Here is a 24,142-nt window from a genome sequence, read left to right as displayed (position 1 = left end):
CAGAAGATAAATAGAAAAACGCCACAGGCCCGATTAATAAAATAATCTGGTAACTGGCTGAAATCACGGGTAATTCGCGCGCGACTGGTGGCACTTTGCAAACTATTTGCGTTTTAATGTGTCGATAAAAATCGACAGTGTTAACAGTTGTGTCGAGCAAGCCTTGTACGACTGAATTACACTGACCTCCACCCTTCTCAACTGTAACAAGGAATAACCTATGGGCGTGATCAGTGAGTTCAAGGCCTTCGCGGTCAAAGGTAATGTGGTCGACATGGCCGTCGGTATCATCATCGGCGCCGCCTTCGGCAAAATTGTTTCCTCGTTTGTAGGCGACGTGATTATGCCGCCTATCGGTCTGCTGATCGGGGGTGTGGACTTTGCCGACCTGGCGATAACGCTCAAGGCCGCGCAGGGTGACGTACCGGCGGTGGTGCTGGCTTATGGCAAGTTCATCCAGAGCATCATCGACTTCGTGATCGTTGCTTTTGCGATCTTCATGGGTGTGAAGGCCATCAACCGCTTGAAGCGAGAAGAGGCCGTAGCCCCTAGCTTGCCACCGACGCCGACCAAGGAAGAAGTGCTGCTGGGCGAGATCCGCGATCTGCTCAAGGCTCAAAATAACAACAAACCGCTTTAATCAGCGGTTGCAAAAAGGCGCCTCGTGAGGCGCCTTTTTTCTACCAGTAATTTTCTACTGCAACCTGACCAGGGCGTCGACTCAGGCTCAGTTGCATGTCCCGTTGCTTGAGTAGCTGGCGGGTGTCATCGACCATCTGCGGATTACCGCAAATCAATACGCGGGAGTGTTCCGGCGTTAACTCAAGGCCGGCCGCGCGCTCCAGTTCGCCATTTTCGATCAGCGTGGTAATGCGCCCGTTGAGCGCACCCGGATGTTGCTCGCGAGTGACGATGGGAATGTAGGTGAGTTTATGCGCGTACTCGGCCAAGTACTCGCGCTCCCCCAGTTCCTTGATCAGCGCCTGGTAAGCCAGCTCTTTCGCTTCCCGCGCGCTGTACACCAGAATGATGCGTTCGAATTTTTCCCAGACCTCAAAGTCCTGCAAGATCGACAGGAACGGCGCAACCCCTGTGCCGGTGCCCAGCAGCCACAGGTCGCGCCCGTCGACAAAGCGATTAAGGGTCAGGAAGCCGGTGGCTTGGCGCTCTACCAACAAGGTATCGCCAACCCGCAGCCGGCTGAGTTCGCTGGTGAACTCCCCGCCAGGGACAACGATGGAAAAAAAGTCGAGATGCTCATCAAAAGGCGATGACACCACAGAATAGGCACGCCACACGGTGCTGCCATCGGCCTTGGTCACACCCAGGCGCACGAACTGGCCGGCGGTAAAGCGAAAGCCTGGGTCGCGAGTGGTGCGCAGGGTGAAGAGGCTGGGGGTCAGCGATTGCACGTCGAGCAAGGTCTGGCGGGTAAATTTCTCAGCACTGGCCGTCATGGGAGGCTCCGTTTTGCACAGGCCGCTAGTGTCTCTCAAAGCAGATGACGCAAACACCGTTGATTTGTACTGGCATTGCATTTACCCATCGCGCACCGCCTGTCAGTGACGCAAGTGAGCCAGCGGTTCACCCGCAATCCGCAGCAAACAACGCGCCGCACACTCATACTAATCATTTGGCTATTAACCCAACCGGAATGCGCCACAAGATGAAACTACGCCGTCCGAAGACGTCATTTTGATATCACCTGCAAGTCATTAAAACCAGTGCAAAAAAAATGTCCCATCGGTTTTTTCATACAAACCAATAACGCTTGTACATATCTGAAACCCGAAGACCAACCACTTGATGAATTTTTTTTCAGACTAGCTTGTACGACGTGTCCTACACTTGTTTTCGTGTTGGATTGGGGATCAGGAAGTACCCAAGTCACAAAGAAACCCATGGAGAGTTACCGATGGTCAATTGGCACAATTCACGGCTGCCCAAGCTGGAAGGCGAGAGCGAAATCACCACCGTGTATGAAATGGTGATCAACCGCACTCAGGAAATGGGGTTCAAATATTGCTCGTTCACAATGAGTACTCAATCCGAAAATACCCAAGCAAAGCCTTTCAACTGCAACAACTACCCAAATGAATGGAACAAAATCTATCAACAAGCAGGTTTCTTCGACAAAGATCCGGCTGTAGTTCACTGCAAGCACTCTGTACTGCCCATCCTCTGGGAGAAGCAAGCCTTCGGTAACGCACCTGAATTGTGGGACTTGGCTCAGTCATGTGGGGTGCATATGGGCTGGTCGCAGGCGGTGCATGATTTCAAGGGTGTATTCAGTATGCTGACCCTGGTGCGTGACAAGGGTGAGGTCAGCCCTGAAGAGCTTTACGAAAAAGCCGGTCAAGTATTGTGGCTCTGCCATGCGATGCATGCGGTCGTCGCGCTTCAATACACCGGCGAGCCCATCGACGAGGCGCCATTCAAGTTAACGGCCCGCGAAACGGAGATTCTCAGATGGTGCGCCATGGGCAAGACCGCCGCGGAGATCGCTCGCATTCTGTGCCTGTCCGAGCGCACGGTGGGTTTTCATGTCGGCAGGGTGCTCAGCAAATTGAAGGTCACCAGTAAGATCCAGGCTGTGCTCTGCCTCGCCAAAGCCGGAATGCTGTAATCGTCAATTAAACACCCCATGTCATTGCGTAAAAAAAAACGTAACATTTACGGCCAATTCTGAGTGTTGATGCCACCCCCTTCAGCGGGTCGCTTCGCCGTTCACTCAGACGGTTCCGTCGATTACCCAGAGCATTCGTCCCCCATGCCCCTGCTTGACAGCCCCTTCGCCCAGCTCGATCTGATTCGTCAGCCAGAGCAACACAATGATCCGCTGCAAGCCTTCGATGCCGCCGACGAGTACCTGCTCAACCACCTTGGCGCACAGCAACCCAATGCGCTGACCCGCGTGCTGGTACTCAATGACAGCTTCGGTGCCCTCGCGGCCAGCCTTGCGGGCCAGATGCCGGTGACCTCCAGCGGCGACTCGTTCCTCGCCGCCCAAGCCCTGGAGAAAAACCTGGTGCGCAACGGCAAGGCGTTTGATGCCGTGCCATTCGTACCCGCCAGCACCGCGCCGGTGGGGCCTTTCGATCGGGTGCTGATCCGTGTGCCAAAAACCCTGGCGCTGCTGGAAGATCAGTTGATCCGCCTGCAAGGGCAATTGGCGCCGGGCGCCGAGGTGATCGCCGGGGCGATGGTCAAGCACTTGCCCCGCGCCGCCGGTGAGCTGCTGGAGCGTTACATCGGGCCGATGCACGCGACGCTTGCGGTCAAAAAGGCGCGATTGCTGATCGCCACCGTGGCAGATCGTCCTGTCGCAGTCTCGCCCTATCCCACCCGCTACAGGCTGGACGCGCCAGCGATCGAGTTGCTCAACCACGCCAACGTTTTCTGCCGCGAGGGCCTGGACATCGGCACCCGCGCCTTCCTGCCGCACCTGCCGAAAAACCTTGGCAGCGCCCGCGTGGCAGACCTGGGCTGCGGCAATGGCGTATTGGCGATTGCCAGCGCTCTGCAAAACCCCGACGCGCAGTACACGCTGGTGGATGAGTCCTATATGGCCGTGCAATCGGCGGCTGAAAACTGGCAAGCCGCTCTGGGCAATCGCGACGTTATTGTACGCGCCGATGACGGCCTGGCCGGTCAGGAGGCGCAATCGTTGGACGTGGTGCTGTGCAACCCACCGTTTCATCAACAACAAGTGGTGGGTGACTTCCTCGCCTGGCGCATGTTCCAGCAGGCACGCGAAGCCCTGGTAGTGGGCGGCGCGTTGTATATCGTGGGTAATCGCCACCTGGGCTACCACAGCAAGTTGGCGCGATTGTTCCGTGGCGTCGAACAAGTGGCGGCCACACCAAAGTTCGTCATCCTCAAAGCGCGCAAATAAAAAAGCCCTGCCCTTCCAATAGAAGAGCAGGGCTTGCCTCTCACGCTGGCAGGCCGGTTCGGTATGTCAGTGCGTGGTCAGGCCCGCCGCATTCATGAACATGCGCATCAGGCTGGCCACCACGAACAGGGCCAGCACGCTGCCCACCCAGATCCCCGCCAGCCATCCCAGGCGCCGCCACAATGGCTGCTTCTCGGCCTGTTCAATCTCGTGCAGTGAAGGTTTACCGGACATGTTTCAACCCTCCTAGTGGTAGCCGTCTTCGTGGGTGACCTTGCCGCGGAACACGTAGTAGCTCCAGAAGGTATAACCCAGGATGAACGGGATGATGAACAACGTGCCCACCAGCATGAAGCCCTGGCTTTGCGGCGGTGCCGCAGCGTCCCAGATCGACACGGACGGCGGGATGATATTGGGCCACAGGCTGATGCCCAGGCCGCTGTAGCCCAGGAAGATCAACACCAGTGTCAGCAGGAACGGCGTGTAGTGCGCATGACGGGCCACGGCGCGGAACAGTCCGTACATCGTGACCAATACCAGAACCGGCACCGGCAGGAACCAGAACAGGTTCGGCAAGGTGAACCAGCGCGAAGCGATTTCCGGGTGGGTCAGCGGCGTCCAGATACTGACGATACCGATCACCGCCAACACCACGAAAGCCAACGGCCGCGCCAGGTTATGCATCTGCTCCTGCAACTTGCCCTCGGTCTTCATGATCAGCCAGGTGCAGCCGAGCAAGGCATAGGCCACGATCAGCGCCACGCCGCAGAACATCGTGAACGGTGTGAGCCAGTCCAGTGAACCACCGGCAAACTGGCGGTCCACCACCGGGATGCCATCGATAAAGGCGCCCAACGCCACGCCCTGGAAGAAGGTCGCTGCCAGCGAGCCACCGATAAACGCCTTGTCCCACAGGTGACGCTTGTGGTCCTTGGCCTTGAAGCGGAACTCAAAGGCCACGCCGCGGAAGATCAGCCCGATCAGCATCAGGATCAGCGGCAGATACAACGCCGACAATACCACCGAATACGCCAGCGGGAACGCGCCAAACAACGCCGCGCCGCCGAGTACCAGCCAGGTTTCGTTGCCGTCCCATACAGGGGCCACGGTGTTCATCATCACGTCACGGTCGACTTTGCCGGGGATAAACGGAAAGAGGATGCCGATACCCAGGTCGAAGCCGTCCATGACCACATACATCATGATGCCGAAGATGATAATCACGGCCCAGATCAGCGGAAGATCAATACCCATCTCAATTCCCCTTGTGCTGGATGTGGTCGTGGTCGTTATCGCTGCCATCGTCGGCGGCAGACAACGGACGCGCCGGGGTGCGTTTCTGACCAGGGCCACCATGGGCCGGTTCGGTACTGTCGTGAGTCACAGGGCCCTTGCGCACTAGGCGCATCATGTAACCCAGGCCTGCGCCGAACAGCGCGAAGTACACCACCACGAACAACACCAGGGTAATGGTCATCTGCGCCAGGCTATGCCCGGACGAGGCATCTGCGGTGCGCATCAGCCCGTAGACCACCCAAGGCTGGCGGCCGATTTCAGTGGTGAACCAACCAGCAAGAATCGCAATCAAGCCCGACGGGCCCATCCACAGCGCCAGGTACAGGAACGGCTTGGATGTGTACATCTTGTCGCCACGGCGCAGCCACAGGCTGAACAGACCGGTGAAGATCATCAGGAAACCCAAGCCAACCATGACCCGGAACGACCAGAACACGATGGTCGAGTTGGGGCGGTCCTCAGGCGGGAACTCCTTGAGGGCCGGCACCTGCTTGTCCAGGGAGTGGGTCAGGATCAGACTGCCCAGGTACGGGATCTCGACCGCGTATTTGGTCTTCTCGGCTTTCATGTCCGGCCAGCCGAACAGGATCAATGGCGTCGGCTCGTTGCCGATGTTTTCCCAGTGGCCTTCAATCGCGGCGATTTTTGCCGGTTGATGCTTGAGGGTATTGAGGCCATGGAAGTCACCGATCACCGCCTGGATGGGCGCGACAATCAGCGCCATCCACATCGCCATGGAGAGCATTTTGCGGATCGCCGGGTTGTCCTTGCCGCGCAGCAAATGCCAGGCCGCCGACGAGCCGACGAAGAATGCCGTGGCAACAAATGCAGCCGTGGCCATGTGCATCAGGCGATAGGGGAACGAAGGGTTGAAGATCACCGCCAGCCAATCAGTGGGAATTACCCGGCCATCAATGATTTCAAAGCCCTGTGGCGTTTGCATCCAGCTGTTGGAGGCGAGAATCCAGAACGTGGAGATCAACGTCCCCACGGCCACCATCACCGTGGAGAAAAAGTGCAGCTTGCGCCCCACCTTGTTCCAGCCGAACAGCATCACACCGAGGAAACCGGCCTCAAGGAAGAAGGCCGTGAGCACTTCGTACGTCAGCAATGGCCCGGTGACAGCACCGGCGAAGTCCGAGAAACGGCTCCAGTTGGTGCCGAACTGATAGGCCATGACCAAGCCGGAGACCACACCCATGCCGAAGTTGACGGCAAAGATCTTCGACCAGAAATGGTAGAGGTCACGGTAGGTATCGTTATGAGTCTTGAGCCACAAGCCCTCCAGCACCGCAAGGTAACTGGCCAGGCCGATGGTGATCGCCGGGAACAGGATGTGAAACGAGATGGTGAACGCGAATTGAATTCGGGCGAGATCTAGCGCCTCCAAACCGAACATAAGTCTTCCTCTGTCAGGTAATACCGGCTGCTGGCTGGGAGCCTGCACCCACTGCCCCCACGGATATGGAGTGTGGCGAATTTCAATTCGTTTCTTTTTTTACCCATCTCGTGGGGATTCTGGCCTTGCGGCCTCCAGAGCAATTCCGGGGCAGGTTTTGATCTGGATCAAGCATCGTTGAAAGAGTAGTCCCATTTTTGCTGTAGGACTGTGTGGTCTTTTGCCGCGTGACAGCTTGCCTCAGCCCTGTTCTTGCAACTATTTGTTACAGCTTGATGCTAATCTCGCCATTCCCCCGTTGCCGACCTGATTGCCGATGCCCAGTGAACCCGCGTTGCTGTTACGTCACCACCGCCCTTTCATCGCGTTCTGGCTGGCGCGGATCTTTACCGCCAGCGGTTTCCAGATGCTCACCGTGGCGATCGGCTGGAACCTCTACCAACTGACCGGCAACGTGCTGGACCTGGGGCTGGTTGGCCTGGTGGAATTCGTACCGCGCGTGCTGTTCATGCTGCACACCGGGCATGTAGCCGATCGCTATGAGCGACGCAGGGTCGCCGCCATTTGCCAGACGTTACAGGCGCTGATTGCCTTGTCCCTGGCCATCGGCGGCCTGACCGGCAACGTGACCCGCGAGATGATCTTTATCCTCGCCTTCCTGCTAGGCGCCGCCCGTTCGTTTGAAATGCCCACCACCCAGGCACTGTTGCCAAGCATCGTGCCCAGCGCGTTGTTCCCACGGGCCGTGGCGGCATCGCAATCGGCCCAGCAACTGGCGACCATCGTCGCACCCGCCGTTGGCGGTTTGCTCTACGCGTTTGGTAGCGTGTGGGTGTACGGGCCGACCGTGGCGCTGTACCTGATTGCCTGCGTCCTGACCTTGAACCTGCCCACCCGCCAGACGCCGCTCAACAAAGCCAAGGCCACGATGGACTCGCTGCTGGCCGGCATCCGCTTTATCCGCAGCCGCCCGGACATCCTCGGCGCCATCTCCCTGGACCTGTTTGCCGTACTGCTGGGCGGCGCCACCGCGTTGCTGCCGGTGTTCGCCAAGGACATCCTGCTGACCGGCGCCTGGGGCCTGGGCCTGCTGCGCTCGGCACCGGCGGTGGGCGCCTTGCTGATGTCGCTGTGGCTGGCGCGGTTCTCGGTAGACCGCAAGGTAGGACGCGTGATGTTCACCGCCGTCGGCGTATTCGGCGTGGCGACCATTGCCTTCGGCCTCTCGACCTCGTTCTGGTTCTCCCTGGCGGTGCTGGTAGTGCTCGGCGCGGCGGACATGATCAGCATGGTGATCCGCGCGTCGTTCGTGCAACTGGAAACACCGGATGAGATGCGTGGGCGAGTCAGCGCGGTCAATGGCCTGTTTATCGGTGCATCCAATCAACTGGGCGAGTTCGAGTCCGGGATAACCGCCCATTGGTTCGGCACCGTGCCGGCGGTGGTAATGGGCGGGATCGGCACCCTGGTGGTGACCGGGGTATGGATCAAGTTGTTCCCGACCCTGGCCAATCGCGATCGTATGCATGTGCCGGTGGAAGAAACCAAGCCATAAGCTTAAGCGTTGTACCCTGTGGGAGCCGGGCTTGCCCGCGATAACGGTGTATCAGGCAACTCTCTGGTGGCTGAGGCACCGCTATCGTAGGCAAGCCAGCTCCCACAGTTGGAGCTTCGGTGTTTGGAACACCGGTGCTAGAGCACTTTATCCAAGGTGATTGGAAACTCCCGCACCCGCTTGCCGGTGGCGTGGTAAATCGCATTCGCCACTGCCGCCGCCACGCCGACAATGCCGATCTCCCCCACGCCCTTGGACCCTAGTGCGTTAACCACATCGTCGTGTTCTTCGACAAACAGCACGTCAATCTCGCCGATATCGGCGTTCACCGGGATGTGGTACTCGGCCAGGCTGTGGTTCATGTAGCGCCCCAATGAGTGGTCGACCTGGGTCTCTTCATGCAGCGCCATGCCAATGCCCCACACCACGCCGCCAAGGATCTGGCTGCGGGCCATCTTCGGGTTGACCACGCGCCCGGCAGCAATCGCGCTGACCACACGGCTGACCTTGATGGTGCCCAGGTCTTCATCCACCCGCACTTCGACGAACACCGCCGAGTGCGTAGCGCTGGCATAACCCTCGCGCTTCTTGTCGGGCTCGCTGTCGACCTGTACCTGCAAGGCGTCTTCACCGCTGTCCTTGACCAGTTGCGCCAACGACACGCTCACGTCACCGCTGTGTAGCTGGCCGTCTTCAAACCGAACCGAATCGGCATCCTTGAATACCGGGTAAGTCTGCCGGGCGATCTCCAGCAATTTGGCATTCAGCGCTTCGCACGCTTGCTGTACAGCGGTGCCGACGGAAGACACGGTAAACGAACCGCCCTGCAACGGCGCCGTGGGCAATGACGAATCACCCAACAGAAAACTGATATCGGCCATCGCCACGCCACTGGCCTGAGAGGCAATCTGGGTCATCACCGTGTAGGTGCCCGTGCCAATGTCGGTGGTGGCACTGCTGACGGTGAGTTTGCCGCTGCTATCGATGCGTGCCTTGGCGCTGGCCTTCATCTGCATGGCTTCCCACACCCCACCGGCCATGCCCCAGCCGATCAATTGGCGACCGTCGCGCATACTGCGCGGTTCCGGGTTGCGCTGGCTCCAGCCGAAGCGTTCGGCGCCTTCGCTGTAGCATTCGCGCAGGGCTTTGCTCGACCAGGGTTTGTCTTCGTTCTGGTTGCGCTCGGCGTAGTTGATCAGCCGCAGTTGCACCGGGTCGATGGCCAAGGCGCAGGCCAGTTCATCCATGGCACATTCCAGGCCGATCACGCCCAGCGCAGCACCGGGGGCGCGCATGTCCAACGGAGTGAATACATCCAGCGGCACCAGCTTGTAGGTCAGTTGCACGTTGTCGCAGTGATAGAGCATGCCGCTCCACTCCACCACGTGCTCGCTGAAATCCTCGAAGCGCGAGGTCTGGCCAATCGCGGTATGCCCCAGGGCCAGCAAGCGCCCATTGGCGGCGGCACCCATCTGCAAACGCTGCAAAGTGCGTGGGCGATAGCCGAAGGTGAACATCTGCTGGCGAGTCAGGGTCACGCGCACCGACCGCTTGAGCGCCAGGGACGCCATCACTGCCAGTGGTAGTTGGTACTGCGGGCGCAGGCCCGAACCGAAGGCGCCACCGACAAAGGCAGCAAAGATGCGCACCTGGCTTTTATCCAGGCCGAACACTTTTTGCACGTAGGCTTGGCAGTTCTGCGGCCCCTGGGTTTTGTCGTGGATATGCAACGTGCCGTCCGCCTGATACAGCACGGTGCTGGCATGGGGCTCCATGGGGTTGTGGTGTTCGATGGGGGTGCTGTAATGCAGATCGAGGCTGATCGCCGCACCGGCCCACTCGGCCTGAAAGTTGCCGCGTGGTTTGGGCGGTGTCTGCGGTGAAGGGTAGGCCCCTTCCTGCTGGGTGAGCAGATCCGTTTCGAACGCTTCAGGCGCGTATTCGATGTGCACCAGTGAGCCGGCGTGCCGGGCCAGTTCCAGGTTATCGGCGATCACCAGGGCCAGGGGCTGGCCGCTGTAAAGCACGCGGTCGTTGTACAGCGGGCGAAAGGGTGAGCCGTCGGCGGCATCATCATCCTGGAAGGCGTCGTCATAGCTGGCGATTCTGGGGCGATTGAGGTGATCAATGACCTCGACCACGCCGGGCAAGGCCAGGGCCTTGGAGGCATCGATCTTTATAACGCGGCCTTTGGCGATGGTGCTGGAGACGACGCTGCCATGCAGCAGGCCATCCTCAGGGAACTCACCGGCATAACGCGCCTGGCCTGTGACCTTGAGCAGACCGTCGACACGGTCCAGGGGTTTGCCGATGGCACTCATGGCTGTTCTCCTGCGACAGCAGCGTCGCTCAGGGCACGGATGATTGCGCGTCGTGCCAGTTTGATCTTGAAGCCGTTGTGCTCCAGCGGCTCGGCGTCTTGCAATAGGGCATCGGCAGCGTTGCTGAAGGTTTCGCGGCTGACGGTCTGACCGATCAATGCCGCTTCCACTGCGCGGTCGCGCCAGGGTTTGTGCGCCACGCCGCCAAGGGCCAGGCGCGCATCGATGATGGTGTCGCCGTCCAGTTCCAGCGCCGCAGCCACCGACACCAAAGCAAAGGCATACGAGGCCCGGTCGCGGATTTTCAGGTAGTGGCTATGCCGGGCCAGATGGTCGGCAGGCAGTTCGATCGCGGTGATCAGTTCGTCATCGGCCAATTGGTTGTCGCGCTGCGGCGCATCGCCGGGCAGACGGTGGAAATCGGCGAACTCGATGACGCGTGCACCACCACGCCCTTCTACATGCACCCGCGCCTGGAGCGCCGCCAGGGCCACGCACATGTCCGAGGGATGCGTGGCCACGCACTGCTCACTGGCGCCAAGGATCGCATGGATGCGGTTCAACCCCGTACGCGCCGGGCAGCCGCTACCGGGCTCGCGCTTGTTGCACGGCACCGTAGCGTCATAGAAGTAGTAGCAGCGGGTACGCTGCAACAGGTTGCCACCGGTACTGGCCATGTTGCGCAATTGCGGCGAGGCCCCCGCCAGGATCGCTTGGGACAACAATGGGTAACGCTGTTCGATCAGCGGGTGCCAGGCCAGGTCGGCATTGCTCACCAGCGCGCCAATCCGCACGCCGCCATCGGCGGTTTCTTCAACCTCGTGCAAGGGCAAGCCGGTGATATCGATCAAGTGTTCCGGGCGGCTGATGTTTTCTTTCATCAAGTCCAGCAGGTTGGTACCACCGGCAATGAAGCGCGAGGCCGCGTTGCTCAGGTGCACCGCCTCTTGAACATCGGCAGGCTTGCTGTAGTGGAAGGGGTTCATTGTTCACCTCCCGAGCGGTGGCACACCGGCAGCGCCTCTTCAATCGCGTCACGGATATTGCTGTAGGCACCGCAGCGGCACAGGTTGCCGCTCATCAGTTCCTGGATCTGCGCACGGTCGTGGGCGCGGCCTTCATTGGCCAGGCCCACGGCGGAACAGATCTGGCCGGGGGTGCAATAGCCGCACTGGAAGGCGTCATGCTTGATGAAGGCTTGCTGCATGGGGTGCAACTGGTCGCCTTCGGCCAGCCCTTCGATGGTGGTCAACTCGGCGCCGTCGCACATCACGGCCAGGGTCAGGCAGGCATTTACGCGCTTGCCGTCACGCAATACGGTGCAGGCACCGCACTGACCGTGGTCGCAGCCCTTTTTGCTGCCGACCAGGTCAAGCTGTTCGCGCAGCAGGTCGAGCAAGGTGGTCCAGGGCAGCACATCCAGTTGGCGCGGCTGGCCGTTGAGTGTCATGCGTATCGGGTGGCGGGCAAACGGCTGGGCCGCCGCGCCATTGGGGTTTGCGCTCATAAACACCTCACGGGTTGAAGTACATCCGCGGCGTTCAGGAAAATCGCCGTCTTAGGGGTACGACTTCCCGGGATTTTGAGCGTTCAAGATGATTGATCAGCGGATATTGAGCTGGGCTTTCAAGGTGTTTTGCGGGGGGTTGATCGAGGTATTGGTGAATTCGAACCAGCCCTGGGCCTGGACATTCAGGTCGAACACATAGATGTAGCCCATCAAGGTGCCCACGCCGTTGCACGCCTCACTGATGTTGCCCACCTGGCACACCGCCGTGCGTTGCCCGTTCAACTCTGCGCCATTGAAGCGGCCCATCGGGCTGTTGCCCAGGCCGACTTCCATGACCGAAACCTGGGTGGGCCCACGGTGTTCGCACATCTGGGTGGTGTTCACCCGTTCGGGGATGGTTTCGCTGCATTTTGCCGATTCCACCTTGAACACCCGCACCTCGCTCAACGCCGGTGCAGCCGCGCCCCACGCCGGTGCTGCGCCCAGCCACAGGCTGATACTGGCGATCAGAGCTAGACTCCACGCGTTGGCTTTTTTCATGCTGGCAATGACCCGGTATTGAACGTCGGCGCAGTATGCCTCAAGGCCATGCGCCACACAGCCTCGGCTGCTGGTATGATGCGCCGCTTTTTCCGATCCTCTCTGAAACCACAGGCGCTTGGCGCAGTTTGTGCTTTGACTTAGAGGTCAACAAATAACGACGCACAATAGCGTCACAGGGAGCCGGCATGCTGGAAAAGCTGTTTCAACTCAAAGCCCACAACACCAATGTGCGCACCGAGATTCTTGCGGGGATCACCACCTTCCTGGCCATGGCCTACATCCTGTTCGTGAACCCGAGCATCCTCGGCGAGACCGGTATGGACAAAGGCGCGGTGTTTGTCGCGACCTGCCTGGCGGCGGCCATCGGTTCCACCGTGATGGGCCTGATCGCCAACTACCCGATTGCGCTGGCGCCGGGCATGGGCCTCAACGCGTTCTTCACCTACACCGTGGTCCTGCACATGGGCCACACCTGGCAGGTGGCGCTGGGCGCGGTGTTCATTTCGGCGGTGCTGTTCTTCCTGCTGTCGATCTTCCGCATCCGCGAGTGGATCATCAACGCCATCCCACTGCCTCTGCGCTCGGCAATTGCTGCCGGTATCGGCCTGTTCCTGGCACTGATTGCCCTGCATAACGCCGGGATCGTGGTCGCCAACCCGGCCACCCTGGTGGGCCTGGGCGACTTGAAACAACCAGCGCCAATCCTGGCGACGCTGGGTTTCGTCCTGATCGTCGCGCTCGAAGCCCTGGCCGTACGCGGTGCGGTGCTGATCGGTATCCTGGCGGTGACCATCGCCTCCATCGTATTGGGCTTCACACCCTTCATCGGTGTGACCTCGGTGCCACCCTCGCTGGCTCCGACGTTCCTGCAGCTGGATATCAAGGGCGCGCTGGATATCGGCCTGGTCAGCGTGATCTTCGCCTTCCTGTTCGTCGACCTGTTCGATAACTCCGGCACCCTGATCGGCGTCGCCAAGCGCGCCGGCCTGATGGGCAAGGACGGCCATATGCCGAAAATGGGCCGTGCGCTGATCGCCGACAGCACCGCCGCCATGGCCGGCTCGCTGCTGGGTACTTCCACCACCACCAGCTACATCGAATCGGCTGCAGGCGTGAGCGCCGGTGGCCGCACCGGCTTGACCGCCATCGTGGTCGCGATCCTGTTCCTGCTGGCGCTGTTCTTCTCGCCGCTGGCCGCCAGCGTGCCCGCGTATGCCACCGCGCCAGCCCTGCTGTTTGTAGCGGTGCTGATGAGCCAGGGCCTGGCCGAAATCGACTGGGATGACATTACGGTTGCAGCGCCGGTGGTGATCACTGCCCTGGCAATGCCCTTCACTTACTCCATCGCCAACGGCATCGCCTTCGGTTTCATCGCCTGGACCGCCATCAAGCTGCTTTCGGGCCGCTACCGTGAGCTGAACCCGGCACTGGTAATCCTGTCGATTCTGTTTGTGATCAAGCTGGGCTGGTTCAACGCATGACTTTTGACGCCGCAAGCTACACCGCTCAACTGCAAGACAAGGTCACGCGCTTGCGTGACCTGCTGGCACCCTTCGACGCGCCCGAACCGCAGGTCTTCGATTCGCCCTTGCAAAACTTCCGCCTGCGCGCGGAGTTCCGCCTGTGGCGCGAAGGCGGTGATCGCCATTACGCAATGTTTTCCCAGGACGACAAGCGCACGCCGATCCTGATCGAAGCGTTTCCGATTGCCAGCCAGCGCATCAACCAGTTGATGCCGCAACTCAAGGCCGCCTGGCAAGCCAGCGCCGCCCTGAGCCATAAGCTGTTTCAGGTGGAGTTCCTCACCACCCTGGCCGGCGACGCGATGATCACCCTGTGCTATCACCGCCCGCTGGACGAGCATTGGCACACCGCCGCGAACAAGCTGGCGGCTGAGCTGAATGTGAGCATCATCGGCCGCTCCAAGGGCAAGCGCGATGTGATCGGCCAGGACTACGTAGTGGAGAAACTCGAGGTCGGTGGCCGCACCTTCAGCTACCGCCAGCCCGAAGGCGCCTTCACCCAGCCCAACGGTACGGTGAACCAGAAGATGCTCAACTGGGCATTTGAAGCCTTGGGCGACCGCCCGGACGATTTGCTCGAACTCTACTGCGGCAACGGCAACTTCACCCTGCCGCTGGCCACCCGCGTGCGTAACGTGCTGGCCACCGAGATCAGCAAGACCTCGGTGAACGCGGCCTTGAGCAACCTCGATGAAAACGCGATCGGTAACGTCAAGTTGGTGCGCCTCTCCGCCGAGGAACTCACCGAGGCGCTCAATGAAGTGCGCCCATTCCGCCGCTTGCACGGCATCGACCTGAAAAGCTATGAGTTTGGCAGCGTATTCGTCGACCCGCCCCGCGCCGGCATGGACCCGGACACCTGCGAACTGACCCGGCGTTTCGACAATATCCTGTACATCTCCTGCAACCCGGAGACGTTGGCCGCCAACATCGCGCAACTGCATGACACGCACCGGATTACCCAATGTGCGATGTTCGACCAGTTCCCGTGGACGCACCATATGGAATCGGGTGTGTTGCTGACCCGCCGATAAAACCGCGGGGCATCGACCCAATAATGTGGGAGAGGGCTTGCTGTGGCGAGCCCCCTCCCACACAGGTTCTTCATGTGTCTGGTGTTTCTGGTACATCCTTGCGTGGCCGCCCGCCCTTCTTGCCATTGGCACGGGCGGCGGCGGATTTGGCCGCGCTGCTTTTGCGACCATTGCGCGATGCCACCAGGCTGGTTGCCAGATCCATCAGCGGCTGGCTTGTAGCGATCAGGCCGGTAATCGAAACGTCCAGGTCCTGAGCTTCACAGCTTATCGCTTTGCCACCGAACGTCACTTCCAGTTGCTGAAAGTCTTTCTCTGAAAACCCCTCGAACTCCGGGAGGCCAGCCACCGGCAACACAACCCGGCTGCCATCGCTGAAGCCGATGGAGAGGCAGTCGTTTTCATAACGCACATTGCTGGCGTTGGCGTACAGGCGCTTCAACCTGCGCCCGCGGGCGATTGCTTTGTCAACGTCGGCCTCAGTGAGAGGTACATAAGGTTTGACCTTAGCTTTTACGATCTTCATAAATTAATCCCCACGCAATCTGGCGCTCTTACCAGATTCAAAATAGTCCGTTGCTCGACAACGTCGTGTCGGGCGCTTGCGATGACGTAGACGCCCGGTCGAATGACCAACCCTGGAACCAACTCACCAGCGTCCCAATCCCAGGAATGATTCTCCAGACAAACCGTCTGCAGTTTTTCCCACCAAATCCTGCGTGCCCGCGCCAGGTAGTGCCGCTGCATGATCGCCTCGCGTATTTCCTTCAGTACCGACATGGGTGGCCGCCTCCGTTCAGGCTCTACGTCCCACAACTCAACATCCCCACCCAAAAAACTGAAGCGAAAGCGTGCATCCCATCCCTTGCCCCTGACATGCACATGGGGCGGACAATGCTCATCCCTGATAAACACTGAAATCACGTAGCCTTTGTAAGCACCTACTCTCATCGTAACCCATCCGTTAGGTTATTTTCCGCCAGGTAACAATTTCCCTCTGCCACCCGACAACCGGCTCCTGATTCCCGAAGCTGTTTCACAGACTAGTAACCACAAAAAACCCGGCGAATGCCGGGTTGTAACCACTCATGCCGAGGGTTGGAAATAACCGGCCAACGCCCGCAAGTCCTGCTCGCTCAGCAACCCCGCGTAATACTTCAACTGAATGCGCGCCAGCAGGTACGCGTGGCGGGCATTGGCCAGGTCGCGGCGGGCGGTGAACAGCTGTTGTTCGGCGTCAAGTACATCAAGGTTGACCCGCTCCCCGCCACTGACGCTTTTCTTCGTGGCGCTCACCAGCGCCGTGGCGGAACTCACTGCCATTTCATAAGCCCGCACCTTGGCCGCGCCGCTGGTGTTGAGGTTGAATTGCTTGCGCAACTCCACCAAGGTTGCGGCGGTTTGCGCGTCCAGCTCGTATTGAGCCTGGGACAATTGGTTGGCCGCCTGACGGGTAGAGGCTGAGACCGAGCCACCGGCAAACAGCGGCAGGCTGATCTGGATGCCGACGCTGTTGGTGTCGTACTTCTGGTTGTAGCTACTTTCTGAGTCGGAACTGGTTTTGCGACTGGTCGCGTACAGGCTGACCTTGGGCAAATGCCCGGCGCGCTTGCGCTCCACTTCATAAGAGGCCACGTCGAGCGCGTGATGCTGGGACTTGAGTTCGGGGTTGTTGGCCATGGCCAGTTCACGCCAGGTTTCGAAACGGTTGGGCTCAAGCGGCGCGATCTCGAATGAGCGGGCCAGGGGTGCCAGTTCTTCGATGTGCAGCGGCTGGCCGACAATGGCTTCCAACTCACGTAAAGCGCCGTCCTGGGCATCCACGGCTTCGATCTCTTCGGCCTGGGCCAGGCTCAGGCGCGCCTGGGTTTCGAACACATCCGTACGCGTGCCCTCACCGCCTTTGAGCAGGCGGTCGTTGAGTTGCAGGCGCTCGGCAAACGTACGCTTCTGGGCACGGCTCAACTCGATGCGCTCTTGTGCCAGCAATGCCTGGCTGTAGGCGCTTAGTACCCGCACGGCCAGCTCCTGGCTCTTGCCGCGAAAGCGCTCGTCGGCCATCAACGCCTGGGCAGTACCTTGGCGAAAACGCGCATAGGCTTCGTAATCGAGCAGCGGTTGCTGCAAGGTCAGGGCCGAGGCGTAGCTGCGGTAATTGCGGTCGCTGGTGGCATTACCCACCGCCGTACTCTGGGTGACTTCGGACTCATTGCGCGAGTTGTTGTAGCTCCATGAAAGGTTCGGCAGCAACGCGGCTCGACCAATCACGCGGTTTTCTTCACCGGCCTCACGCTCCTGGATCGCCGCCTGAAAGGTCGGGTCGTTGCGTAGCGCCAACTCATACACATCCAACAGACCCAGGGCGTTTGCCGCTGGCGTGCAACTTAAACAGAGGGTGAACAACAACGCCTTCATTCTTCCACCAGGGCCATATGGGTACGGTCCAGCAAGGGTTTGAACAGGTAGTTGAGCATCGAGCGCTCGCCGGTCTTGACGAAGGTTTCCACCGGCATCCCCGGACGGATCTGCACGCCGTCCAGTTGCTGCATACCCGCTGCGCTGACCTGGGCCCGTAGCGTGTAATACGGCTCATCGGTACGCTCATCGACCTGGCGGTCGGCCGAGACCAACGTGACCTCGCCCGCCACCCGTGGCGTGGTGGATTGGTTGAATGCCGAAAACATCAACTCAACCGGCAAGCCCAGGTGCACCTTGTCGATCATCTGTACCGGCACCCGCGCCTCCACCCACAACGGCTCGCCCTGGGGCACGATGTCCATCAGGGCCTCACCGGGCTTGATCACGCCGCCCTCGGTGTACACCTGCAACCCCACCACCACGCCGGATGCCGGAGCACGCACCAGGCTGTTGGCCAGTTCGAACTCGGCGGAGGCCAGGCGATTGCGCAAGTCCTCGCTGCGGGTGCGAGTCTCGGCCAACTGGGTGCGCAGGTCTTTCTGGAAGTCTTCGCCCAACTGGCGGATGCGCAAACGCAACTCCAACACCTGGCGCTGCAACTGGCCGATACGCCCGAAATCCTCGGCGATGGCGCCGTCGATCTGCGCATACAGCCGCTCGCTGTCGAGCAGGCGATTGCGAGGGATGTAGCCGTCGCGTGCCAGTTCGCGCAGGCCCTGAAGCTGTTCACTCAACGCCGCCCGCTGTTGCACTTTGCTCGCTTGGGAGGCCCGCGTGCCGCGCAACTGCGCCTCAAAGCCGGCGATGGTTTCGCGCAGGCCCGCCTGTTCGGTGGCCAGGGCCTGGGCACGGCTCTGGAATAACTGGCGTTGCAGGGTCAGCGTGTTTGCGACGTCGGGATCGGCCAGCAGCTCGGGGCCAAATGCAATGGCCGGCAAGCCTTCGCTCTCGGCACTCAAGCGCGCTTCGCTGGCCAGCGACGCCAGGTATTGGCTGCGCAGTGACTGCATCTGCCCGCGTAACGGTGTTTCTTTCAGGCGCAACAACACCTGGCCTGCGCGTACCCGGTCACCGTCACGCACTTCGATACGCTCGACGATCCCACCCGCCGGGTGTTGCACCGTCTTGCGATGCCCCGACACCATGACCTTGCCCGGCACCGCCACGCCCTTGTCCAACGGTGCCAGCGCCGCCCAGCCAAGAAAGCCGGCAAAGCCTCCAAGCACCAGCCACCAACCCAGGCGCGAATATTTTTTGTCATCCAGCGCCAGCACGTTGTGCGGCGGCTCACTGACCCATGCAGCTTTGCTCTGGCTCATGCGGGTTTTCCTTCACCGAAGCGGTAGCTCATGCTCATGCTCGACACCGGCTTGCTGGCCACAGGTTTTTGCCGCGCCTCCAACACCCGCGCCGTCGGGCCGAACGCCTGCATCTGGCCGTCCTTGAGGATCAGCAACTGGTCGGTCAGGCTCAGCACATTGGGTTTGTGGGTGATCAGGATCAGGGTGCGGCGCTGTTGCTTGAGCTGGGCGATGGCTTGCAGCAGCGCCTGCTCGCCCACTTCGTCGAGGTTGGCATTGGGCTCATCCAGCACAATCAGCGCCGGCAGGCCGTACAGCGCACGCGCCAGGGCCACCCGTTGTTTTTGCCCGCCGGACAAGCCTGCGCCGCCCTCGCCCAGTTGCGTGTCGTAGCCTTGCGGCAGTTGCAGGATCAGCTCGTGCACGCCGGCCATTTGCGCCGCAGCGAGGACTTTGTCGGCCTCCACCGTTTCAAAACGCGCGATGTTTTGCGCAATGCTGCCCGCGAACAGCTGGATGTCCTGGGGCAAGTAACCGATATGCGGGCCCAGTTGCTGTTTGTCCCACACGGCCAGGTCGGCGCCATCCAAGCGCACCTTGCCGGCCAGCGGGGCCCAGGCCCCCACCAGCACCCGCGCCAGGGTGGACTTGCCGCAGCCCGAGGGGCCGATCACACCGAGCACGTCACCCGCCGGCAGGCTGAAGCCCAGGTTGGCCAGCGCGGGCCGGCGGCTGCCGGGGGCGCAGGCGCTGATCTGCTCCAGGCTTACCTGGCCCTTGGGCACCGGCAGGCTCATGCGTGCCGGTCGCGCCGGGTTATCCTGCAGCAACAACGACAAACGCTCATAGGCCAGGCGCGCCGAACCCCACTGCCTCCACACGCCGATCAACTGGTCGATGGGGCTGAGCACGCGCCCCATCAGGATCGACCCGGCAATCATCATCCCCGGTGTGATGTCGCCGTTGACCGCCAACCAGGCGCCCAGGCCCAGCACCAGCGATTGCAGGGCCAGGCGCACGCCCTTGGACCAGGCTGTGACCACCGCGGTCTTTTCACTGGCCAGGTTCTGCTGCACCAGAAACGCCTGGTGTTGGCTGAACCAGCGCCCGCGCAATGTGGCGAGCATACCCATGGCCTCGATGGTGTCGGCATTGCGCAGGTTGGCCGTGGCCTGCTGACTGGCACTGATCGACAGTTGGCTGGCCAGGGCCATCGGCGCCTGGCTGACATGGTGGTTGGCCCACGCCAGCGCGATCAGCAGCAGCGCACCACCCAGCGCCAGCAGGCCCAGCCAGGGGTGGAACAGGAAGATCACCAGCAGGTACACCGGAAACCACGGCGCATCGAAAAAGGCGAACAGCGCCTGGCCGGTGGCGAACTGGCGCAAGATGGTCAGGTCGTGCAGGGCCTGGCCCGCGGCCTGGGTGCCGCCCTTGAGTTGCGCTTCATAAGCGGCGTCGAACACCCGCTGGTTCAAACGCATGTCCATCTGCGTGCCGAGGCGAATCACCACTTGGCTGCGCACCCACTCCAACGCCCCCATCAAGGCGAACAGGCCGAGGATCATCAGCGTCAGCATCAGCAGGGTCATCTGGTTGCCGGAAGCCAATACCCGGTCGTACACCTGCAGCATGTACAGCGCCGGGGCCAGCATCAGCAGGTTGATCACCGCCGAGAACAGGCCGATGTTGAAGAAGGCGCTTTTATAGGCCGTGAGTGCAGCCAGCATCTCATTCGCGCGCTTGGCACCGGGCCGAGTCATGGAGGTTGTCCCATTGAAGAGTCAAGCAAGGGCTCGCCCGGTGCGTTGACAGCACCTGCGGCGTACCCACAGAATTTGCCCCCGCCGCCGCCCTGGCCTTCGAAAACTCGGGCGGCGACGGGGTTTCAACCAGGCCGGTGAAGGCGTGAGCTTTCATCGGCTTTTTTGCATCAGGCGGCCAGGGCGAAGTCTTGCGGCGCGTCCTGAATCCCGACCAGGCCCACATCGGCAGCGGCGAACGCAGCCGAATCCTGATGCGCCACACCGGCGGCGGCCAGTTGGTCGAAGGTGGAGTTGACCGACAGGCTTGGGTCGATGCCCTTGAGCAAGGTGTCGATTGCCGAGGCCAGCGCCGAACTGTCACCGCTCATCAGGCCGTACACGATTTTGTGCACCTGGCCGTCACGGCCTTCGGATTGCAGACTCGACAGGCCCAGGTTGGTGAAGCTGACTTCCTGGTTGGCGATGCTGTAGCCACCGCTGGTTGCGCCACCGGCAAGGGTATCGCCCAGGGTCAGGCCATCGAGCGAACCCCACAGGGTGTGGGTCGGCGGATTGAACAAGGTGTAATGCAGGCTGCCTTCGGCAACCACTGCCGCATCACTGACGCTGCTCGAAACGCCATATTGGGTGCCGTCGAACGGCCCAGGATTGAAACCACCGGTGTTCACACCCTCTTTGACCGAACCTTCACGGTGGTTGAGATCACCGAAGTAGGCCGACCAATCGCTCAGGTACTGGGCGACGGTGCTAGCGGCGTAGGTCGTGCTGTATGAAATAGAAATGCTCATGCAAAACTCCAAGTCATTGGGTGGTCACTCCGCAGCAAGCCAGTGCCTGCTGTGGTTTTGCCCGTTACTGGGCAAAAGCGGTCAGAACTGATATTCAACGGTGCCCTGCAACGTGCGCCCACGGCCCAGGGTGAAGGCCAGCACGTCGCCCAACGGCACCAGATAGGCGCGATCGGTGACGTTTTCCATGGCCAGGCGCAGGGTCAGTTGATCGGTGGCGCGGTAACTGCCGTAAAAGTCATAGACGGTGTAGGGCTTCCAGTCGGCGGGATAGACGCCGGTTTGCGCGGTGGTCACCCCGGCGGCGCCTTTGACGTAGTAGCCCGCGCTGTAGCGAGCGCGCACGCCCACATCCAGCTTGCGTTCAAGGAACCGTGCGCCCAGGGTGGCGGTGCCACGGTCCATGGGCATGTGTTCGGAAGAGCCCAGGATCGCGCTGCAACCCACGCCGGCATTGGCCGCATCGTCCGGTACCATCGCATCCACCGGCGCCCGGTTGCCGGGCCGCTTCTGGGTTTTGGTCACGCCGCCGAGCCAGGCGGTTTTGCTGCAAAACTTGTTGCTACCGAGCATCCGCGTGTAGTTGAACTGGCCGTAGGCAAAGCCGGCGTCGTAATCGAGCTGGTACTCAAGGCCACGAAAACGCGTGGTTTCCAGGTTGTTGACGTAGGCCGCACTGCCGATATTGACGTTGCCATAACCGGGTGGCTGCACGCCCAGGGCCATATAGGAAAAGTCATCGACCCGGGTGTTGAAGTACGACACTTTCATGCCCGCGCGATCATCGGCGAACAGCAGGTCTTGCTTGAGCACATTGAACCCGACTTCCCACGCAGTGGATCGCTCCGGCTTGAGGTAGGGGTTGGGGAGAATCGACTCCGAACCACCGCCATGGGGCCGACCGCTGACCAGGGCCTCGGTCACCGCCGGCGGACGCCAGCCCTTGCCGTAGGTGGCGAAGAGCTGCAACCAATCGACGCCGGGCTTGATCGACAGGCCGAAGGTCGGGGAGAAACGGCCCTCCTCGCGATCCACGTCGTAGTTGACCGGCACCCCAATCTGGCGGGTGGTGCCGAGGATGAACGTGCGGGTGTTCAAGCCGGTTTCGCCGCGCAGCCGATAGCGGTCATAACGCAAGCCGGCGTTGAGGTTCAGCCAACCGTCGTAGTCCAGATCCAGGCGCCCGAACACGCTGCCCATCGCGCGGTCGCCTTTGGGCGTGATGCTTTCCGCCGCCGACGCCGTCAGCGCCGAGCCGGCTTCTACGGCCTGGTTGGAATCGGGCCGAACCTTGTCGTAGAAAAACTCCAGCCCGTAGTTGGCCTTGAGTGCGGCCAGCTCGGTCAGGGCAAAGGTCGAGATGTTCTGCGCCTGCACGCCATAGGTATTGGTTTGATAGGTAACGTCGTAACCCTTGCTGATCCCCCGGGCCAGCGTGGATTGGTCATTGCGCGTATCCACATGGTAAAGCTTGGCCTTGAAGTCGATCAGCGGGTTGTCCGGTGCGTAGCTGTAATCCAGCGCGAAGTTCTGCGCCTTGACGTTGCTGCTGCCGAGTTTTTCCCACAACTGGGGCTTTTCGGCGGTCATCATGTTGACGTCGTCGTAGTCGACCTCGGTGACCAGGTAGCTCAGTTGCAGACGCTGATCAACTGGCAGGTTGAGCCCCAGCTTGAGCAGGCGCGAGCGCATCACCGAGCCTGAATAGGCGACCGTGCTGTGCTTGATGCGCGCTTCACTGGCCGGCATGTACGCCGCACCGGTACGCAGCTCGCCGATGCTGCCCTTGGTGCCGGGGTTGTAATCGCCCAGGTGACGCTCACTGGCGGCCACCAGCATGTCCCACACGTCGGTCCCCACGGCAAACGCCGAACTGCCGATAAAGTGCGTGCCGTTGCTGCGCCCGCCCAACCCGGTGGTGAGGCGAATGCGCCCGCCGATTTGCTTGCCGTCCTTGAGCAGGTCGGCGGCCTCCACGGTACGGAAATTGGCCACCCCGCCAATCACGCCAGCCCCGCCTTGGGTTGAGGTCGCGCCCTTTTCGATCACCACTTCGGACAACAACTCGGGGTCGACATACAGCGTGCCATTGCGTTGCTGGTGGCCGCTCTGCTGGTAATTCTGGCGCATGCCATCGACCGACATATTGACCCGGCCATAGTCCTGGATACCGCGGATATTCACGGACAGGCCAGGGTCTTGCTGGCTGACGGCGGAGTAGACGCCAGGCGCCTCTTCGAGCATCTCGGCAGCATGGCGTGGCGGGTTGCGGTCCAGTTGCTCGCGATCGACCACGCTGACCGAACGTGGTGTTGAATACACCCAGTCCTGCTTGTGCAGGCCGGTGATGGTGGTGGTCCCCAAGGCCAGCGCTCCGGCCTGTTGCTCGACGCGGGTCAAGGTGACCTGGCGCTCGCCGGTGAAACGATATTCAACCGGTGCGGCACCCAGCAGGCGGCCAAGACCTTCCTGCACGTCGAAGCTGCCCTTGAGCGCGGAGCTGCTCAACCCTTGCAGGCGCTGGCTGTCGAACAGCACTTGCAGGCCCGCCTGATCGGCGAACGCCAGTACTGCACTGCCCAGGGATTGCGCAGGAATGTCGAACCTCAACACAGCAGATTGGGCTGCGCCAGCCGCAGGCTGCACGGCATGCACCGGCGCGGCGACGGCAAACAATCCCAAGTGAATGGCCAGGGCCAACCGGCTGCCGGTGATACGCCCCTTGGTGAGTGCTGACATGTGTGGTTATCCCTGCGCTAAGCGTTTTTTGTTTATGCGAATGCTTCTCACCTA

At 60.9% G+C, this 24,142-nt stretch carries 21 protein-coding genes; 6 read left to right on the top strand and 15 right to left on the bottom strand.

Features of this window, described 5'->3' with window-relative positions:
* The first annotated feature begins 220 nt into the window (after positions 1-220).
* Complete coding sequence (mscL, locus tag FW800_RS13840; protein WP_005791618.1) at positions 221-640, top strand: large-conductance mechanosensitive channel protein MscL; 420 nt, start codon at positions 221-223, stop codon at positions 638-640.
* Between the two features lie 40 nt (positions 641-680).
* Here mscL and FW800_RS13835 read toward each other — a convergent pair whose 3' ends face one another.
* Positions 681-1,457: a ferredoxin--NADP reductase gene (locus FW800_RS13835; protein WP_057703272.1), complete on the bottom strand. Its 777-nt coding sequence runs from the start codon at positions 1,455-1,457 to the stop codon at positions 681-683.
* A 458-nt stretch (positions 1,458-1,915) separates the two neighbouring features.
* Between FW800_RS13835 and FW800_RS13830 the strand changes: the two genes are divergently transcribed.
* Both FW800_RS13830 and FW800_RS13825 read left to right on the top strand, forming a co-directional pair.
* Positions 1,916-2,626, top strand: coding sequence for a helix-turn-helix transcriptional regulator (locus FW800_RS13830; protein ID WP_446437815.1), 711 nt, complete (start codon positions 1,916-1,918; stop codon positions 2,624-2,626).
* Positions 2,627-2,770: 144 nt separating this feature from the next.
* Positions 2,771-3,895, top strand: a complete 1,125-nt coding sequence (locus FW800_RS13825; protein ID WP_446437814.1) for a methyltransferase — start codon at positions 2,771-2,773, stop codon at positions 3,893-3,895.
* 66 nt (positions 3,896-3,961) lie between these two features.
* Here FW800_RS13825 and FW800_RS13820 read toward each other — a convergent pair whose 3' ends face one another.
* From FW800_RS13820 to FW800_RS13810, 3 genes are read right to left on the bottom strand one after another with little or no spacing between them, the layout of a single operon-like run.
* Positions 3,962-4,129, bottom strand: a complete 168-nt coding sequence (locus tag FW800_RS13820; protein ID WP_078822377.1) for a DUF2474 domain-containing protein — start codon at positions 4,127-4,129, stop codon at positions 3,962-3,964.
* Between the two features lie 12 nt (positions 4,130-4,141).
* On the bottom strand, positions 4,142-5,149 hold the full coding sequence (gene cydB / locus FW800_RS13815; RefSeq protein WP_005791627.1) for a cytochrome d ubiquinol oxidase subunit II: 1,008 nt from the start codon (positions 5,147-5,149) through the stop codon (positions 4,142-4,144).
* 1 nt (position 5,150) lies between these two features.
* Positions 5,151-6,590: a cytochrome ubiquinol oxidase subunit I gene (locus tag FW800_RS13810; protein ID WP_005791629.1), complete on the bottom strand. Its 1,440-nt coding sequence runs from the start codon at positions 6,588-6,590 to the stop codon at positions 5,151-5,153.
* Between the two features lie 316 nt (positions 6,591-6,906).
* On the opposite strand from FW800_RS13810, the gene FW800_RS13805 reads away from it, so the two are divergent.
* Positions 6,907-8,145, top strand: a complete 1,239-nt coding sequence (locus tag FW800_RS13805; RefSeq protein ID WP_446437813.1) for an MFS transporter — start codon at positions 6,907-6,909, stop codon at positions 8,143-8,145.
* Positions 8,146-8,282: 137 nt separating this feature from the next.
* Here FW800_RS13805 and FW800_RS13800 read toward each other — a convergent pair whose 3' ends face one another.
* From FW800_RS13800 to FW800_RS13785, 4 genes are all read right to left on the bottom strand, one after another.
* Positions 8,283-10,466 carry a xanthine dehydrogenase family protein molybdopterin-binding subunit gene (locus FW800_RS13800; RefSeq protein ID WP_446437812.1) on the bottom strand — a complete coding sequence of 728 codons (2,184 nt, stop codon included), beginning with the start codon at positions 10,464-10,466 and terminating at the stop codon, positions 8,283-8,285.
* Positions 10,463-11,452, bottom strand: a complete 990-nt coding sequence (locus FW800_RS13795) for an FAD binding domain-containing protein (protein ID WP_103734825.1) — start codon at positions 11,450-11,452, stop codon at positions 10,463-10,465. The genes FW800_RS13800 and FW800_RS13795 overlap by 4 nt, the downstream gene beginning before the upstream one ends.
* The gene (locus FW800_RS13790) at positions 11,449-11,973 is read right to left on the bottom strand and encodes a (2Fe-2S)-binding protein (RefSeq protein WP_248089270.1); all 525 of its coding nucleotides are present in this window, start codon (positions 11,971-11,973) and stop codon (positions 11,449-11,451) included. The genes FW800_RS13795 and FW800_RS13790 overlap by 4 nt, the downstream gene beginning before the upstream one ends.
* A 96-nt stretch (positions 11,974-12,069) precedes the next feature.
* Positions 12,070-12,516, bottom strand: a complete 447-nt coding sequence (locus FW800_RS13785; RefSeq protein WP_005791635.1) for a DUF4879 domain-containing protein — start codon at positions 12,514-12,516, stop codon at positions 12,070-12,072.
* Positions 12,517-12,704: 188 nt separating this feature from the next.
* Here FW800_RS13785 and FW800_RS13780 point away from each other — a divergent pair, with 188 nt between their 5' ends.
* Both FW800_RS13780 and trmA read left to right on the top strand, forming a co-directional pair.
* Positions 12,705-14,000 (top strand): NCS2 family permease, encoded by a 1,296-nt coding sequence (locus FW800_RS13780; RefSeq protein ID WP_005791636.1) that lies wholly within the window; start codon positions 12,705-12,707, stop codon positions 13,998-14,000.
* Positions 13,997-15,076: a tRNA (uridine(54)-C5)-methyltransferase TrmA gene (trmA, locus tag FW800_RS13775; RefSeq protein WP_078822381.1), complete on the top strand. Its 1,080-nt coding sequence runs from the start codon at positions 13,997-13,999 to the stop codon at positions 15,074-15,076. The genes FW800_RS13780 and trmA overlap by 4 nt, the downstream gene beginning before the upstream one ends.
* 70 nt (positions 15,077-15,146) lie before the next feature.
* On the opposite strand, the gene FW800_RS13770 is transcribed toward trmA, so the two are convergent.
* From FW800_RS13770 to FW800_RS13740, 7 genes are all read right to left on the bottom strand, one after another.
* A complete protein-coding gene (locus FW800_RS13770; RefSeq protein WP_078822382.1) occupies positions 15,147-15,602 on the bottom strand; it encodes a DUF2442 domain-containing protein in 456 nt (151 codons plus the stop codon).
* Positions 15,599-16,027 carry a DUF4160 domain-containing protein gene (locus FW800_RS13765; RefSeq protein ID WP_032879383.1) on the bottom strand — a complete coding sequence of 143 codons (429 nt, stop codon included), beginning with the start codon at positions 16,025-16,027 and terminating at the stop codon, positions 15,599-15,601. Before FW800_RS13765 ends, FW800_RS13770 begins: the two co-directional genes overlap by 4 nt.
* A gap of 135 nt (positions 16,028-16,162) precedes the next feature.
* Positions 16,163-17,491, bottom strand: coding sequence for a TolC family outer membrane protein (locus FW800_RS13760; protein ID WP_446437811.1), 1,329 nt, complete (start codon positions 17,489-17,491; stop codon positions 16,163-16,165).
* Positions 17,488-18,813: an HlyD family type I secretion periplasmic adaptor subunit gene (locus FW800_RS13755; protein WP_446437810.1), complete on the bottom strand. Its 1,326-nt coding sequence runs from the start codon at positions 18,811-18,813 to the stop codon at positions 17,488-17,490. The genes FW800_RS13760 and FW800_RS13755 overlap by 4 nt, the downstream gene beginning before the upstream one ends.
* Positions 18,810-20,558: a type I secretion system permease/ATPase gene (locus FW800_RS13750; RefSeq protein WP_446437809.1), complete on the bottom strand. Its 1,749-nt coding sequence runs from the start codon at positions 20,556-20,558 to the stop codon at positions 18,810-18,812. The genes FW800_RS13755 and FW800_RS13750 overlap by 4 nt, the downstream gene beginning before the upstream one ends.
* 170 nt (positions 20,559-20,728) lie before the next feature.
* A complete protein-coding gene (locus FW800_RS13745; RefSeq protein WP_032879376.1) occupies positions 20,729-21,349 on the bottom strand; it encodes a heme acquisition protein HasA in 621 nt (206 codons plus the stop codon).
* A gap of 81 nt (positions 21,350-21,430) precedes the next feature.
* A complete protein-coding gene (locus tag FW800_RS13740) occupies positions 21,431-24,088 on the bottom strand; it encodes a TonB-dependent hemoglobin/transferrin/lactoferrin family receptor (RefSeq protein WP_446437808.1) in 2,658 nt (885 codons plus the stop codon).
* Positions 24,089-24,142: the final 54 nt, after the last annotated feature.

Source organism: Pseudomonas sp. 910_23, from assembly GCF_052850795.1.
The sequence above is the reverse complement of the archived record's forward strand: the minus strand, read 5'-3'. Positions and strand labels throughout refer to the sequence as shown.

Excerpts from the sequence above, each read along its gene's own strand:
- FW800_RS13830 (WP_446437815.1), top strand. The coding sequence starts at position 1,916 with ATGGTCAATTGGCACAATTCACGGCTGCCCAAGCTGGAAGGCGAGAGC.
- FW800_RS13805 (WP_446437813.1), top strand. The coding sequence starts at position 6,907 with ATGCCCAGTGAACCCGCGTTGCTGTTACGTCACCACCGCCCTTTCATC.
- FW800_RS13770 (WP_078822382.1), bottom strand. The coding sequence starts at position 15,602 with ATGAAGATCGTAAAAGCTAAGGTCAAACCTTATGTACCTCTCACTGAG.
- FW800_RS13790 (WP_248089270.1), bottom strand. The coding sequence starts at position 11,973 with ATGAGCGCAAACCCCAATGGCGCGGCGGCCCAGCCGTTTGCCCGCCAC.
- FW800_RS13835 (WP_057703272.1), bottom strand. The coding sequence starts at position 1,457 with ATGACGGCCAGTGCTGAGAAATTTACCCGCCAGACCTTGCTCGACGTG.
- FW800_RS13780 (WP_005791636.1), top strand. The coding sequence starts at position 12,705 with ATGCTGGAAAAGCTGTTTCAACTCAAAGCCCACAACACCAATGTGCGC.
- FW800_RS13820 (WP_078822377.1), bottom strand. The coding sequence starts at position 4,129 with ATGTCCGGTAAACCTTCACTGCACGAGATTGAACAGGCCGAGAAGCAG.
- cydB (WP_005791627.1), bottom strand. The coding sequence starts at position 5,149 with ATGGGTATTGATCTTCCGCTGATCTGGGCCGTGATTATCATCTTCGGC.
- FW800_RS13785 (WP_005791635.1), bottom strand. The coding sequence starts at position 12,516 with ATGAAAAAAGCCAACGCGTGGAGTCTAGCTCTGATCGCCAGTATCAGC.
- FW800_RS13765 (WP_032879383.1), bottom strand. The coding sequence starts at position 16,027 with ATGAGAGTAGGTGCTTACAAAGGCTACGTGATTTCAGTGTTTATCAGG.
- FW800_RS13755 (WP_446437810.1), bottom strand. The coding sequence starts at position 18,813 with ATGAGCCAGAGCAAAGCTGCATGGGTCAGTGAGCCGCCGCACAACGTG.
- trmA (WP_078822381.1), top strand. The coding sequence starts at position 13,997 with ATGACTTTTGACGCCGCAAGCTACACCGCTCAACTGCAAGACAAGGTC.
- FW800_RS13750 (WP_446437809.1), bottom strand. The coding sequence starts at position 20,558 with ATGACTCGGCCCGGTGCCAAGCGCGCGAATGAGATGCTGGCTGCACTC.
- FW800_RS13795 (WP_103734825.1), bottom strand. The coding sequence starts at position 11,452 with ATGAACCCCTTCCACTACAGCAAGCCTGCCGATGTTCAAGAGGCGGTG.
- FW800_RS13760 (WP_446437811.1), bottom strand. The coding sequence starts at position 17,491 with ATGAAGGCGTTGTTGTTCACCCTCTGTTTAAGTTGCACGCCAGCGGCA.
- FW800_RS13800 (WP_446437812.1), bottom strand. The coding sequence starts at position 10,466 with ATGAGTGCCATCGGCAAACCCCTGGACCGTGTCGACGGTCTGCTCAAG.
- FW800_RS13740 (WP_446437808.1), bottom strand. The coding sequence starts at position 24,088 with ATGTCAGCACTCACCAAGGGGCGTATCACCGGCAGCCGGTTGGCCCTG.
- FW800_RS13810 (WP_005791629.1), bottom strand. The coding sequence starts at position 6,590 with ATGTTCGGTTTGGAGGCGCTAGATCTCGCCCGAATTCAATTCGCGTTC.
- FW800_RS13745 (WP_032879376.1), bottom strand. The coding sequence starts at position 21,349 with ATGAGCATTTCTATTTCATACAGCACGACCTACGCCGCTAGCACCGTC.
- mscL (WP_005791618.1), top strand. The coding sequence starts at position 221 with ATGGGCGTGATCAGTGAGTTCAAGGCCTTCGCGGTCAAAGGTAATGTG.
- FW800_RS13825 (WP_446437814.1), top strand. The coding sequence starts at position 2,771 with ATGCCCCTGCTTGACAGCCCCTTCGCCCAGCTCGATCTGATTCGTCAG.